Genomic DNA, 13,640 nt, shown 5'->3' with positions numbered 1-13,640 from the left:
GTCTATCTGCGGACCGACGCGCCCGGCCGACCTACACCCTCATCTGGGAAGAGCCGTTAAATAGTGGTGTTACAGATTCGTAATCTACCCTGATGTTCTTGGAGGGTGAATGTTATTCGGAATTGTAGCGATCGGTCCGTTTTAGAATGAATCCGCATGCAAGTGGGAAGCGTTGGGAAGGTGCGGTAATTTCTTCGGATGGCGGATTAGATGAACAACACCTGAGCGGATCCATGGAAGATTTCCGTTGCAAAATCGAGTCAAATCGTTTGGAGGTTTAGGTTTTACGGTATATGAATGGCGATGCTCCGGCTATTGGAAAATCTAAATCCGTGAAATTCCTGCAATGTGAATCGGAGCAAAGGTTCATCGCAGTTTCATTCCATTGTTATTGCCTGGTCCTGAAAGCCCTTCCGAATTTAGGTCGGTCGTGATCTCCCGGTGAGTTCGTAGGCGCGAGAAAATGCCCCGCACACTCTGTGAGGGGCATTTCCGTCTGTGAGGGGTCCTACCGTCCGGCGTGTTGACGATCGCGTCCCTGCGACTTGTTCGGCTTCCCCTTCCTCGCGACCGGCGGCTTGCCCGGCCCGTTGCGGACCGCATCGCGAGCGGGACGCCCCTGCGCAGTGTCGGCGGACATACGAGCTGCGATCGCTTCGGAGTCGACGCCGGCCGCGTGCATGCTGTTCGCGAACGCGGTGCGCCGGTCAGCGGAGTCGTACTTCTTGACAGCTTCACCGCGAGCATCGTCACCCTGGACGCGGTTGCCTTCCTCCACTGCCGTCGACGTTTCGGGCTGCGACCGCTGCCAGTCCCCGACAAGTTCTTTCTCTGCGTCGCTCCGATGGACCGCGGAGAGCTTGAGCGAACGAATCATCTTCTTCGCCGTGGTGAAAACACCCCGCAGCAAACTGGCCGGGTTCGCGAACAATCGGACCGCCGCCGGGTAAGAGGAAACGGCCGAACGTCATCTGATTGAGGCTGGGGATTTCGAACTCCAGATGGAAGCATCGCTTTTTGAGGATCCGTTGAAAGGTGAACCTGACTACTCCGCCGTGGAGCCATTCGAGGGCGAGGGCTCGGATGTCGCTTCTGATCGCTGACCTGCGAGACACGGCACCGAGGGTGGCAGCGAATGCTTCGCCGAGACCGGAACTTTCGGGTGGCGCGGTGACCCGAGGAGTCCAGTATCTTCCTCGCCGGTCCATGTACGGCTGATAGAAATCGCGGTTCAGGGACCGATACACCGGCGTCAGAGGGCCGAGAATCGTATCCGCACGGTACACAGTGAAGTCCCGAAACATGTTGGAGTACTTGCGCCAATCGAAATCCGGTGGGGCTTCGATCATTGTCCCAGAACCTGAGAAGAACGCGGCAACATGGTATCTCGACCATGTCTTTTCGAGGTCCGGTGTGTAGATGTAGACAGGTCCCAGGTTTATCGGTGCGGCGTGCCGCACGACGTCGATAGCGGTCGAGGGTTGCAGAACAGAATCCGTGACGGCGAAGCTTAGCATTGTGTTTCCGGTGTCAGGAATGAATGTTCCGTCATCGTCGACGCAGTGTCGGTTGACGGTGATCCGGACGGGGTGCCGCCGATTTCTGCCCGATACCCGGGCTGGGGGATTCTGCTTCCGCGCAGAATTGCTTGGATGTCGATACCGTCGTCACCGACTGGTGCTGGCTGGAGTTCACCCATGTCGTGCAGTGTTGGCGAAAGCGAGTTGTGGGCAAGTCCGTTCGGGGTGCTTGGTCACATGTGCTACTCCTGATGACTCCGTCCAGAGACGAAGAGATCAACTTTACAGCTTCCGGATGCGCAGATGCGATCTGCTGGCGGCAGTTGTCGTGAAAGCGCGAGCTTATCTTCCGGACGTGTGTTTTATCTGGCGGGGAGATTCGGCCTCTGCTGTGGGCCACATTTGGATCAGGTAGTCCTCGACAGGATCGCCATCGTGATGCGCATCGAATCGGATATTTTTCCCGCGGGCGTAGATCCGCACGCGATACCGACGTTTCCCCGGTGGTGTTAATCCGAGAATATCGGCTGCTTTTCCGTCTGCGTTCATGTTGTCCCAGAACGAAACGATGTTGACACGGTGGGCAATGGCCTGAGTCAGGTCGCCTTCGACGGAGTCTTCCCATGTGTTGTCGTCATAGAAGGGCGGCGTGTGGTGTACCTCGACGGTGACGTTCACCGGCCCGCTTTTGACGCCTACGTTCACGCGTAAAAGGTCGCCGGCGAACATCGCGAGCGGAAAGTCGGGATTTTGGCCGTGGATCAGCTCTCGCAGTGGGCCTGCTTCGATCATGAACTGGTGATAGTCGGTGTCGATGACTGATTGGTGTCGTTCGATGGTCACTCCGAGCTTCTTCCGACTGGTGTGGTGGGGTTATGTGCAGGTTTCGGTGAGCATGGGCTCGATCGGCATTTCGGACAGTGACGTCACTCCTGCAATTCGGGCCTGTAGGCACACGCCGGCGGACATCCATTGTTCCCAGTCAAGTCCCAGTTCTTCGTCGAGATAGCCCTCAAGACTTGTCTGATCGGACGGATCCGCTATCCGGCCGAGTTCGAACCGACGCTCGACCACACCTTCGCGTGCGAGAACGAATGTGGACAGCATGTTGACATCCCACTGGAAGTGATGCTGGTGCCGAAAGCGGCGGACAGCTGTTCTGGCAGCGGGGGCAGTATGGCGGCGATCGACAGTTCCTCGAGTATCCACGTCCAGTCGCCGACCGAGGCTGCATGGCGCATCGCCAGAGTGTCCTCGCCGGCAAGCGAATCCAACCACTCTTCGGTACCTATCTCGGTTGGTTTGCGTAGCTTCCGAGGATTGGCCGAATCGAATACTTCCAGCACGGCTTCGACATTGGTGGAATGAACAAGTGTGAAGCAGAGTCCGAGATCGAAGCGATCGACCTCCTCGACCCAGACGAACTCATCCTGTAAAAACTGATCACTCTTCATTTGGCAAGCATCTCATCCCGCAATTGACGTTTTAGGCGGGCGCAATGGTGTAGCTGCCGAGCGGATCGTCGACAGTCACGAAATATGTCCGCTTGTCTTCATTGATCGTGTAGACGTTGCAGGAAAACCTGATCCCAGGTTTCGCCGGAACGCACGATTGAAGGCACTGCGCCCGGTCGACAGGGCGCCGGCGTTAAGTCTGCGACCGCTTGTGTATACACCGACCTCTCGACTTCGCGTAAGTCGAGTTCGAGAGTGGCGGTGGAAAGCGGGTAGTCGATTGCATAAGTATTCGGAGTGGGAGGCGGTTCATGGGGATCGTCTTGAGCACCTGGACCTTCGGCTCCGATGACGACGATCTCGCCGGGCGAGAGGCTCTGCTCACTCGATCGTTGGCTCAAGGCAACGACCCCAACTGCGACAAGTGGTGCGGCAACGCAGCCGGCCGATACTGAGCCGTACCACAACAGAATTAAGAGATGCTGTTGGTGTCATTGAATCCGCTGCGCTGTATGTCGGCTGATTGTGAAAGCTCCAGAACTGTGAGATTCAGTGTTTGGTCGCGCGTTGTGGTGTGCTTGTGTCAACGTGCAAACTATTCGGTTTGACGTGTGGGAGTGAGTCGCGGGAATAATTGGGGGATAAGTGCTTTCAGGGATTGCGCTTTTCGTAATCGTTGCTCGAGTGGCATATTTCGTGGTGACCAGAAAGGTTCACGGCAAGTGGTGGACCAGCGGGCTCTTCGAAGCGGCTTTGTGGATCTCCGTGTATGTAACCGTCGGATCGGGTGGCGGGTTCGAGCGCCCAGAATTGTACGGTCTTGGGTTCTTGTTCATGGCTTTGCTGTCCGCGCTCGTGTCCGTCTGTCATGGATGGAAAACAGCGTTTGCTGTTCTCATTGTCGTCGTGCAACTCGTTTTCACCCAAGTTGGAATCTCGGTCGCGACCCGTAACGATGATGGTGCGGGGTCGTGCTCGTGGCCGAGCCGGTATGACGAATTCTACAAGAACTGCGAATTCCACTGATGTTCAATCGATTCACGATTTATTTCTCAAGATTTTTTCTTCGTGCTGCCGTTCGACTCATCTGCGAAGGTCAGGTCTGCCAGCAGAGTGGGACGTGAAGTTGGCGGATCTGCGACGGTTGGTCGGAGGCGTCGAGCGCGTCCGGGTAGGTCCGTCGGTTCGAATAGCGCAGCGACCGCCACCTCGCGCCTTCGCCGTTGCGATCTTTCGGCCACGACCATTCGTGAAACATACGGCAGTGGAGACGCATTCGGCTGTTCGGATCGTTGATGAGGGCCCCGAGGTATCTCATTCGAGTGGAAGGCGTTTACGTGGCTTCGATGGTGGCGCGACATCATGCCGGCAGCAGACCGGCCATAGGGGTAGAAGCGCTCCGGAACGTCCGGACTGCTTCTGTTCGGGTTGCTTCTGAGGCGGCGCGTTCGTCGCGTGCGCGTAATTCCGCGTGTCGGGTGAGCTGGTCAGCGCGTCGAGTGCGATTGTGTTCGTCATTCCGCTCGGTGGGGGTGGTTGGGGCCCAGTCGATGTGGGTTAGCCGCCAGTGTAGGAATGCGGACGGTCTCGGGATGTAGTTGGGCCACGTCCAGCCGCGTTGTTGGGTGTCTGTGGTGAGTTGGCGTGCGATGTCTCGTCCGGCCCAGCGGGTGGTGTCGATTCCGCTTTGTTGGAGCCTATCGCAGATCGTTCCGATGTGGCCGGCTGGTTTCAGGGCTGGTGCGTGGGCGATGAGTTCGGCTGCTGCGCGTTGGAGATGGATTGGCCGGGGTGTGGTTATTGGTTGATGTGTTGTCTTGCCCGCGCGCGCTTGTGTGCGCGTTGGTGAGATCTTGAAAGCAAGAGCTTTAAGTGCAAATCCCCCGGGGGGGGATAGGGGGTCACGGTGACCGGATTGTGGATGGTTCCGTGCGGTGATTCTGAATCGGTATGCGTTGGTGCGCAGTGTGGCTCGGGAAGGTTTTCTGGGCTTGGTGAAGGGAGGGGTGACGGTCGTTGCTACCGGGCGGGGTGTGGTGAGCGCCCAGGTCGATGCTGCGCGGAATTGGCGGTGGCCGTGGTGTGATTCTGCGGCCATGGCTTCAAGGCGGCTGAGGTAGCGACCGCGGACGAGTTCTACTGCGACTCCGAGGGCTGTGAGGACTCGTCGGGCTCGTTTGACGGTGGAGGTGCTCACTCCTGCACGGCGGGCGATGGTCTCGCGTGAGGCGGTCACTGAGCGTCCGGTTGCGCTTTCGGCGAGGGAGGCGTGGATGACGGCGACGGCGTAAACGGCTTCGGTGCTGGTGGTGTGGTTTGTGCAGAGTTTTGTGCCGGTGGGGGAGTTGAGGAGGGTGCGGACTTGGTGTTGCCAGTGTGTGCGGCTGGTCCAGGTGGGGGTACGGCTGTAGGTGCCGTCGGGGATGGGGAGGGACCATGAGTTTCCGCGTTGGCCGCTGGTTCGGTTGAGTGTTTCGATGCGGGTGACGTTTTCGGTGGCTTGTTGTACGGCGTGTTCCCATTTGTCGTCGGAGACTGGGGTGGGGCGCTTTGATGGTGGGCCGTGGAGGATTGTTTGTGGAAGTGTTGAAGCTGGTTCAGGGTGTGCGTTACCCTGAGATGTACCTGTCACAGGTAAATCCCTTCATGTGAGTGAAGCAGTAGTGCAGTGCAGAAGGCGGAGCGGTTACTTCGGCTTCATCAGTGACAGCGAGCCGGGCCTGGCTTGCTGTTGATTTGGCTCAGTGTGTGGCGAACCCCCGTAAGGGGGTTTCGTCGTTTCTGGACTGCGTCTATGGAGTTGTGTGTCAAGGTCTTTCGGATGTCACGCTGGTTCGTAGCGAGGCTCCTTTTTCGGCGGTGTTCAGGTCAGACCGGGTGTTCATCGAGAACAGTTACCGCTGGCGGTCTGCGACGGACGCCGGCTCCCGATGTGCGGATCCGTCGCGTTTCGAATGTCAGGAACGTGTGGGGCGAAACGAAAACACCGCTCCCACAACACCGACACACCCCAACGCGACAGCGAGAACGAGCGCAATCACGAATGATTCGCTCGAACGGGGATGTGCAGATCCAGAAGCCCGCGCAGCGCAACCGCGACCTCGTGAATCTGATCGACCGACGCAGTTTCCGGATCGGAGGCAACGAGATCTGCCACGTCGATGAGGTTGTCGCGCAACCCGACCGACAACTCGCGAGGTCCGGCGAGTGCATCGACGGTGTCCCGGACGAGTGTTTCGGCGAGTTGGCGTACCTCGGCCATCTCGGCGTCGGTGGGGAAGGCGATGCCTACTTCTTTCAGGAGCGCTGCGGAGGCGGTGCTGATCATGGATTCGATCAGCGGCGATCGATGCGGTGTGGTTGTCATGATGCTGCCCCCAACTGTGCGGAAACAGATGATGCGGTGGTGCATGTGGGATGAATCCAGTGTTCGACGGCCGCAATGATAGTCGTGCGGGCGGTGGCAGGGTCCTGTGCGGTGATGATGGCGGTGAATGCTGAGGTGACTGCTTCGATCGCGGAGGTCTCGAGTCCGTTGCAGGTCTCGAGTCCGTCGGTGATCAGCTCCAGTGCGGTGTTGAGGACTTCCCAGTGACCGTCCTCGTGCGGTGTATGCGCTGCGATGAGTTCGGTGGTGGGGAGTTGTTCTGCGGCCCACAGTTCTCGCACGTTGAGGGGGTGGATGGGGTGGGCGGTGAGTTGGCACAGTCGGGCGACGGGGGAGCAGACGTGGTCGAGTCCGTCGACGATCGCGGTCATTCCCCAGAGCGGGTGGGTGAGGAGGTGTGCGAGCCATTGCCATCGTTCGGCGGGAAGGCCGGTCGAGGTAGGGGATGGGAGGGCCCCGGTACTGATCCCGTAGATGATGTCGGGGAGGGGGCGGTGGGGGTTGGTCAGTTCGTCGAGCAAGCGGTGTGTTGTCATGTGGGGCAGTCCAATCGGGTGACGTCGAACGAGGCTTGTGACGTGCAGGTGGGATGGTGCGCGGAATCTCTCGCACCGGTACGGATAGGGGTGAGGACCGCGGCATGGGAGGGGTCTACCCTCAACGGGCCGTGGGCTTCGATCAGATCGCGGGCATGAAGAATGGCGCGGGAGTCCACGTCGATCAACCCGTACACATCAGGTGAGTCGCCGATGTGCGGATGATCGTGAATGAAGGTGCGCCGACTACGCAGGCGGCCGGCGACTTCGACGAGGATCCACAACCGGTCGTAGCGGTCCCGTACCGGCACATGGCCGTGTGTGTCGGCGAGGATTCCGTACACAGACCACGCTGATTCGAACGACGTCAAGATCAGCGCCGCAGACTCTTCCGATGCCACTGTGTCGAGTGGCCGTGTGAAGACCGGATCGAACGCCCCCACTATCGGGGTCACGCAGCGCTCCCACGAGAAGTACCGCGATGCCCGTCGACCCGCCGATAGTACGAACGCAACACCGCATCCGAGGTAATCGGCCGGCCACGATGACTGAACGGCACACCCGCCCAAATCATCGACCGAGGCGGAGTATCCGCCGCCACCATCGACGACAACTCCTTCCGGCAATCCGCCAAACGCGGGCACCGGAAACACTCAGCCTGCGCATCCACACCCGCGCGATACGAGCCCTCATCCAGATCCCACGATTGAGGATCGACCGCGCACGCCAACACAGTCGGCGGCGGCACCGCGGCCCTCACGCGGCCACCTCCGAAGCCTCGCGACGGCGCGTTGCTGTCGTCAACGACTCGTACAGGCCCAAGCGTTCACCGTCGACGATATTGCCGTGACTGTCATACGCGTTACCCGCCATGATCATTCGCTGCGGACCATCCCCACGCTCCGCCGACGCGGCCGCATCAATGCGGCACTGCGCCAACAACGGGCACGCCTCACACGAGGAGATCGCGCGGCGCCACTCCACCACCGTGCGGCCATCCATCTCCCACGACCGTGACTTCCCCGCGCACAAACCCTTGCCCGGATCGGCACCAACAATCGGCACCACGCCCCGAACCTCCAACTCCACACGAACAGCTCGCACAGTCGGGCACACATCGCACTCCGACGAGAAAACGAACCCGCACCGCGCGCACCGACCAACCCGATCAGGATGATGCGAAGCAGCAACCCGAAGAAGATCGTCAGTACTGAACTGCGGCAACTCGACCGCAGATGACCCGCGGCCCTCACGGTGCGTCAACTCACGCAACGCGGCCGCAGCCTCCGGGCACAACGGAACAAGCTCCGAACCACTGAAACCGCAACCATCGCAACGCCCGCCGATCGACGAATGCCGCGCAACAAGCCGACGAAGCGTCAACGTCGACAGCGCCACATACCGGTTGCGGAACACGTCATCCGGACCTGATGGGTCCATTAAGATAGACATCGCAGAATCCTTTCTGCATCTGAAGAAAATGCTGGACGGGTTGCATCCCGTTTGGTCTGGTCCCTCGGTCGTTGGCGCGACTGGGGGACTCTTTCGTTTTTTGCTCTAGTTGTCTCCCTTGAGTTCGTTGACTACGACCTGACCGCCATCTAAAACCGGTCATCTAAAAATAGCCGCGTGTGCGAATGGTATCGAGGAGGCGGCACAGTGTCTACTAATGACAACGAGATGCGAAGGGTGCTGGCTGTGAGTCGGCGAGTGATGCGGGGGTTTTCCCCGTCAAGTCTTGTGGCTGCGCGCCGCACTGCAGGGCTGTCACGTGCGGAACTGGCGCGGCGGGCAGGAGTGGGTGAAACAACGATCCGGCGCTGGGAGCAGTCGAATTCCTCTCCGCAGGTTGATCTTTTGGCGACTGTGGTGGCGGAGTTGGGTGTAGAGATCGCCGATATCGTACGAGTGCCTGAGGCTGACAGGTATCCGGGTGATTGGCGCGTCTTGAAGGGTTTGACCCAACCGCAACTTGGGATGCAGGCTGGCTTGCGGACACCGATCGTCGGAGGCATCGAACGGGGCGAAATTCCTTTGTCAGACGTCGTGGCGGAGAAGCTTGCCCCGGTTCTAGGTGTCTCGGTTGACGAGTTGCTCGCTGCGCATATGCGGGTTCGCCATCGGGGGCCTGAGGCGCCCGCCTAGGTCCAGGCTTCTCTTTGGTCGCCTTCGCTGTTGTGCTGACTGATGAAGATAGGTCGTTTCGGCTGCGGTGAGTCACCGCCTGTCAGTCCTGACTCTGTAAATCATTGCTGCTCCTCACGGTCGAGGTCAGCCTAAAACTGAAAACTTACTATTGCAAGTTGCATTGGATAGCGAGACTTGCCAGTATTGGAAATTGAACATTGGACCAGTGCGCCCATCCAGCACGGCGGTTGAGGACGGAGGGACGAACGATGAGCACATTCGCAGAACGGCTCCGACATCTCTTCGACACGGTGCACCCCCGAGGTCGTGGTCCGTACACGCAAACCGAGGTTGTGGACATAATCCGCTTCGGCGGCGGCAAGATGACTACCGGTTACATGTCTCAACTGCTGAGTGGTAAGCGCCAGTCACCGGGCGTAGAAACGGTTCGCGATATCTGCAACGTCTTTCATGTTCCGATGGACTACTTCAGTGACGAAGAAACGTATGAGTTGGTCAAGCACACCATTGCCTGGATCCAGGATGTTCGCGACAGTGACCGTGAGCAGGTTGCAGCGCGTGCGTACGACCCGTTTCGGAAGATGATGCAGTCCGACGATGACTAGTTTCTAAGCGATCAACGCATAGGTAATCCCCGTTGTGACTGCTCCGGCGATAGCTCCGACGATGACCTGCCCCTTGGTGTGATCACCCAAATGAACCCGTGACCATCCGATCAACGGGGTCAAGGCGAGAGCAAGCAGCCACCAAGGCGACAGCGCAAGCGCCAAAACTATGGTGACCCCCGCTGAAACTCCAGTGTGCACGCTGACCTTCCAGTGAAGAACACTAGTGATCAATGCAGCCACTACCAGCGCCGCCAAACCGGCAGTCATGAACGCGATCATCTGAATGGCTGCGCTCGCGACAATCTGAATGATCAACCCAACCAAGGCAACTGCGAGCAATACAACAATGAGCAGGTGTCGTTCGCTAATGCTGGTGACATGGTGGTCGCCGATTTTCGACTTCCGCATCCCGTAGAGGATGACGCACATAGGGACCACACCTGAGCAGATCGCGACGAAGATTCCCCACCCTGGCGCCCCGATGGAGCACCCGAGGATCAATGAGGTCACGATGTTGATGACCCAGGGCGCGCCGACCTCGGTAAGTAACCGTGCGATCCGGTCCTGTCCCGAGGTATCCCCCTGTACTCGTGTTTCTGTCATTGCTCGCGGACCAACTTTCGTTCGATTTCACGGGCGTACGCCTCACCCAGTTCTCGCGCCCAGCGGACATCTGAAGTGGCTGCCCGTGCTCGGAGGTTGTCCGATCCCAGTCCCTCCGGAATGCGATCAGTAATAATCCATTCCACAACAGCATGTGCTACCTCTGTCCGGCTCAAGGCTGCACCTTGGTTCGGTAGAGCCTGTCGCTTGGCTTCCAAGCTCAGCGCGTCCAACAGTTCCGCTGCGCGATCGGCGGTCCGATCTGCGGCGCCGCTTCCGGGCTCGGATGGCCGTAGGGCACCAGGCCAACGGGCAAGTAGCTCGGAGTGAAGGTCGTCAAAGGCCCGTAGTTGCGCTCGTGAGATAAGCGCGGTTCCAATCGCTGTAACCAAGACTCCCGCTGCGACAAAGAGAACGCCGACAACGGCCAGTAAGCGCGAGATAGCAAAGGGTGTCGGGGTCGGATCGATCAGTCCCCACCGTACCGACCCCAGGTAACCAATTCGGAGTGCGGCGTATGCGCTGAGTGCTGCGGCTCCGGGGGAGATGATGATGAGCCCCCAGCCGGTTGCCGTCCGCCGGTCTGCCTGCCGAATAGCGATGATCGTCACCATCAAGCACAACAGAAACGGATAGGCCATGCCCAACATCAGGCCCTCTGCGTAACCCGGAAGAAATGCGTATTGGTTGTCGAAAGTCCGGTTGTCGGGGTTCGATGCCGGCCACGGAGTCTTGAAGAAGAAGTAGAACGAGAGCGCTGCGGTGACAACTGACAGTGAAATATGTAGCCAAAGTAGCTTTTTGAGATGCTGGGAGCTGGTAACGGTTGTGAAGACAATGGCCGTGCCGACGCAGATACCGCAGACCAGCAGCATTTTGGTTGTTCCGGGTATGCTAGCCCCGAGTGTGACTCTGACAGCGCTCTCGACCGTTTTCACGTTGAGCGCCATATGAATCGACATACACAGTAGAACGATGATTGCACCTGCCAGAGTCCATGACCTGGAAAACCACCAACGCTGGATCCGGGTGGCCGCTGCAATGGCGAGTACTGCCGCCGCGAGAGCAGTGATCAACCGAGTGCCTCATCCAGTTGTGAACGAACCGACGGATTCTGCGCGCGCCGTGTGACGTGAAGCCGGCGCAGAAGCAGACTCCCGAATGCTTCAGCCTCGACTTCTTCCGTCGAGATGGTGTCCACACAATCGCGTCGAAGCATCAGAATTCCAAGATCACGCAATGCGGGTGGGAGGAAGTCGGTGGCCAAATCGATGGCTGGCCTACCGGAGTGGTTCAACGCGATATGTCCCAACTCATGAGCAATCGTTCGGTCGCGCGCATGAACCCACCCTGCACAGGACACTTCATCGCGGTCGTGGTGCCGGACCCATTGACCAAATACACCTGGCGGGAGGACCGCGTCGTCCAGCACGGTGAGTGGGCGTCCGCGGTCGCGCGACAATGCTTCGGCCATACCTTCAAGGGTTCGCGCTTCGTCGCCTACGGCAATGCGGAACAGGCGCTCGACTGCTCGAGCGACGGTTTTGTCTGCCACTTCGGGGCACCTCCTTACCGAGTTCCCCTACGGCCCCAACCGAACACCGTAGTCGTTGTAGTTGGTATCGCTCAACTGAGCGCTCAAGACTAGCGCAGTCACGGGCTCGCGCAGTCGCGCACGAGACACGCTAGGGTCGTCCGAATGTCGCCTAACTTGCGCCCCTCACGTCGACACGCTGCCTGCGTGGCTATTGCGGCAGCAGGTTTTCTGCTGACAATGAGTGCGTTGGCGCCAACCTATGCCAAGGGCCAGCTGGTGAAGATTCCGTTGAGCATCGATGCGGCAACAGTGTCGACGGGTACTGCAGTATTGCTGGATGCTGCGGCGTTAGCCAAGGGCAAATTGGTTGTGGACAGCAATGTTCCGATCACGGTCCAGCAGCGCGTCACTGCCGAAGATCCGTCGGGATCCGACGTGGTGACCCTGCAGTCGGCGGTTCAGATGGTGCGGGATGATCGGGTCGGTTCGGCAGCAATTGTGAATGCAAGCATCGATCGTTCCACCGTCGACAGGATCTCGGCGATGCCGGTCGAGGAGCCGATCGGCTCGATCCAGACCGTGATGGACAAACCGGCGGAAGTCGTTGCCCATGAGGGACTTCAATTCAAATTTCCGTTCGACACACAGAAACGAACGTATCCGTATTTCGACTCGACACTGCGGGACAGCTATGACGCGAACTTCATCGCGGAGGGTGAAGTTGAAGGCGTTGACGTCTACAATTTCCGTCAGGAAATCGCACCTGTGGCGATTGGTACGGAGATCACATTGCCCGCCTCCAACTGGGGGAAACCCGGAACGATCCCAGTCACCATGAAACGTTTCTACGGCATCACGCGCGAACTGTCCGTCGAGCCCATTTCCGGCGCCATAATTCAAGTGCAGCAACACTATAGGCAATATTTTGCGACGTCCGCTTCAGCCCCTGAAACCATCACGATCATCGATGTAGCCCCCAAACTCGATTCCCAGACGCAGCACGAACAGATCGAACGAGCAGTCATGTACAGAGACCAAATCCGGTGGGGTACGGACTACGGACCGGCAATCGGGGGCTCGGTCGGACTACTGCTTCTTCTTGGTGGGATATATCTCGGATGGACATCGACGAGACCCGGACCACAATCACTGATAGTCCAAAATGGGAAGTCCGGCGATCTTGTGGCTCTATAGGTGCCGGAACTGATCGCGCCGGACCGCACTTTCGCTGTTATTGAGAGCTGCAATCGACATGCATGGCGAGGTTGACCTTTTCGGCTGATTTGATCACCCAGTGTGGGGGTGTTCGCTCGTTGAGTTGGATTTCTACGTCACCTGTTTGGGGGACGTCCCAGGTCACGCCCGATAGATACTGTTTGTTGCTGCCGAACTTGTTGTTCCATTCGATGTCGTAGTCGAGTGAGCTTTGTGGGGTGGTGAATTCGTGCCCGACGTAGTTCAGTTGGGGGTTTTCGATGGTGACGGTTTGGGATCCGTGGGTGAGGACTGCATGCCAGCCGTTGGGTGCGGTGATGTCGACGGTGAGGTTGTCGCCTTCGCCTATGCACTGTGCTTGGACCTGGTTGGCGGCTGGGAGGGTGATCTTGTCGTGGGCTTGTTGGTCGCCGACTCCGATTACCAGGTCTCCTCGCCACGAGGAGGTTTCAGCTGGTGTGACGATGCCGGCGCGACCGTTGCTTGCGCTGGTGGTGGAGCTGCCGCCGTTGTCGTTGGTGGGTGTCGAGTCCGAGCATGCGGTCAGGATCAGGGGTGCTGCGAGGATCCGGGTGACTGAATCGTCCCGGGTTTGATGCGCACCTTCTTTCTTGGGAAGGTAATCCTTATG

Annotated in this window: 16 protein-coding genes; 4 read left to right on the top strand and 12 right to left on the bottom strand. The window is 58.8% G+C overall.

The window, feature by feature from the left end; all coding sequences use genetic code 11:
* Positions 1–508: 508 nt before the first annotated feature.
* The 4 genes from H7C86_RS35425 to H7C86_RS35410 all read right to left on the bottom strand — a co-directional run bounded on the left by H7C86_RS35425 (position 509) and on the right by H7C86_RS35410 (position 2,627).
* Entirely contained in the window at positions 509–877 is a 369-nt protein-coding gene (locus H7C86_RS35425) for a hypothetical protein (protein WP_259349418.1), read from the bottom strand.
* A 633-nt stretch (positions 878–1,510) separates the two neighbouring features.
* Positions 1,511–1,699 carry a hypothetical protein gene (locus tag H7C86_RS35420; RefSeq protein WP_182263369.1) on the bottom strand — a complete coding sequence of 63 codons (189 nt, stop codon included), beginning with the start codon at positions 1,697–1,699 and terminating at the stop codon, positions 1,511–1,513.
* 163 nt (positions 1,700–1,862) lie between these two features.
* Positions 1,863–2,363 carry a hypothetical protein gene (locus H7C86_RS35415; protein ID WP_019749750.1) on the bottom strand — a complete coding sequence of 167 codons (501 nt, stop codon included), beginning with the start codon at positions 2,361–2,363 and terminating at the stop codon, positions 1,863–1,865.
* Between the two features lie 30 nt (positions 2,364–2,393).
* A complete protein-coding gene (locus tag H7C86_RS35410) occupies positions 2,394–2,627 on the bottom strand; it encodes a hypothetical protein (protein WP_139047429.1) in 234 nt (77 codons plus the stop codon).
* Positions 2,628–3,285: 658 nt separating this feature from the next.
* Between H7C86_RS35410 and H7C86_RS35405 the strand changes: the two genes are divergently transcribed.
* Positions 3,286–3,429: a hypothetical protein gene (locus H7C86_RS35405; protein WP_019749747.1), complete on the top strand. Its 144-nt coding sequence runs from the start codon at positions 3,286–3,288 to the stop codon at positions 3,427–3,429.
* Between the two features lie 2,582 nt (positions 3,430–6,011).
* On the opposite strand, the gene H7C86_RS35400 is transcribed toward H7C86_RS35405, so the two are convergent.
* The 4 genes from H7C86_RS35400 to H7C86_RS35385 all read right to left on the bottom strand — a co-directional run bounded on the left by H7C86_RS35400 (position 6,012) and on the right by H7C86_RS35385 (position 8,350).
* Positions 6,012–6,341 (bottom strand): hypothetical protein, encoded by a 330-nt coding sequence (locus H7C86_RS35400; protein WP_019749744.1) that lies wholly within the window; start codon positions 6,339–6,341, stop codon positions 6,012–6,014.
* Positions 6,338–6,898, bottom strand: coding sequence for a hypothetical protein (locus H7C86_RS35395; RefSeq protein WP_182263368.1), 561 nt, complete (start codon positions 6,896–6,898; stop codon positions 6,338–6,340). The genes H7C86_RS35400 and H7C86_RS35395 overlap by 4 nt, the downstream gene beginning before the upstream one ends.
* Positions 6,895–7,353, bottom strand: coding sequence for a hypothetical protein (locus H7C86_RS35390; RefSeq protein WP_029538768.1), 459 nt, complete (start codon positions 7,351–7,353; stop codon positions 6,895–6,897). The genes H7C86_RS35395 and H7C86_RS35390 overlap by 4 nt, the downstream gene beginning before the upstream one ends.
* A 301-nt stretch (positions 7,354–7,654) precedes the next feature.
* Positions 7,655–8,350: a hypothetical protein gene (locus H7C86_RS35385; RefSeq protein WP_182263367.1), complete on the bottom strand. Its 696-nt coding sequence runs from the start codon at positions 8,348–8,350 to the stop codon at positions 7,655–7,657.
* A gap of 228 nt (positions 8,351–8,578) precedes the next feature.
* On the opposite strand from H7C86_RS35385, the gene H7C86_RS35380 reads away from it, so the two are divergent.
* Together H7C86_RS35380 and H7C86_RS35375 are read left to right on the top strand one after the other, a co-directional pair.
* The gene (locus tag H7C86_RS35380) at positions 8,579–9,043 is read left to right on the top strand and encodes a helix-turn-helix domain-containing protein (RefSeq protein ID WP_080911010.1); all 465 of its coding nucleotides are present in this window, start codon (positions 8,579–8,581) and stop codon (positions 9,041–9,043) included.
* A gap of 251 nt (positions 9,044–9,294) precedes the next feature.
* Positions 9,295–9,651: a helix-turn-helix domain-containing protein gene (locus tag H7C86_RS35375; RefSeq protein ID WP_054187082.1), complete on the top strand. Its 357-nt coding sequence runs from the start codon at positions 9,295–9,297 to the stop codon at positions 9,649–9,651.
* A gap of 3 nt (positions 9,652–9,654) precedes the next feature.
* Here H7C86_RS35375 and H7C86_RS35370 read toward each other — a convergent pair whose 3' ends face one another.
* From H7C86_RS35370 to H7C86_RS35360, 3 genes are all read right to left on the bottom strand, one after another.
* The gene (locus H7C86_RS35370; protein WP_182263366.1) at positions 9,655–10,257 is read right to left on the bottom strand and encodes a hypothetical protein; all 603 of its coding nucleotides are present in this window, start codon (positions 10,255–10,257) and stop codon (positions 9,655–9,657) included.
* Positions 10,254–11,132, bottom strand: a complete 879-nt coding sequence (locus H7C86_RS35365) for a hypothetical protein (protein ID WP_182263365.1) — start codon at positions 11,130–11,132, stop codon at positions 10,254–10,256. Before H7C86_RS35365 ends, H7C86_RS35370 begins: the two co-directional genes overlap by 4 nt.
* Positions 11,133–11,329: 197 nt before the next feature.
* Positions 11,330–11,812, bottom strand: a complete 483-nt coding sequence (locus H7C86_RS35360) for a hypothetical protein (protein WP_182263364.1) — start codon at positions 11,810–11,812, stop codon at positions 11,330–11,332.
* 186 nt (positions 11,813–11,998) lie between these two features.
* On the opposite strand from H7C86_RS35360, the gene H7C86_RS35355 reads away from it, so the two are divergent.
* Positions 11,999–12,988, top strand: coding sequence for a DUF3068 domain-containing protein (locus H7C86_RS35355; RefSeq protein ID WP_182263363.1), 990 nt, complete (start codon positions 11,999–12,001; stop codon positions 12,986–12,988).
* Positions 12,989–13,025: 37 nt separating this feature from the next.
* On the opposite strand, the gene H7C86_RS35350 is transcribed toward H7C86_RS35355, so the two are convergent.
* A complete protein-coding gene (locus H7C86_RS35350; protein ID WP_259349419.1) occupies positions 13,026–13,556 on the bottom strand; it encodes a hypothetical protein in 531 nt (176 codons plus the stop codon).
* Positions 13,557–13,640 lie beyond the last annotated feature (84 nt).

Origin of the sequence: Rhodococcus sp. UFZ-B548, assembly GCF_903819475.1 — a bacterium.
Taxonomy (GTDB): domain Bacteria; phylum Actinomycetota; class Actinomycetes; order Mycobacteriales; family Mycobacteriaceae; genus Rhodococcus_F; species Rhodococcus_F erythropolis.
Note: the sequence above shows the minus strand (reverse complement) of the source record. Positions and strands in the feature narration are given on the sequence as shown.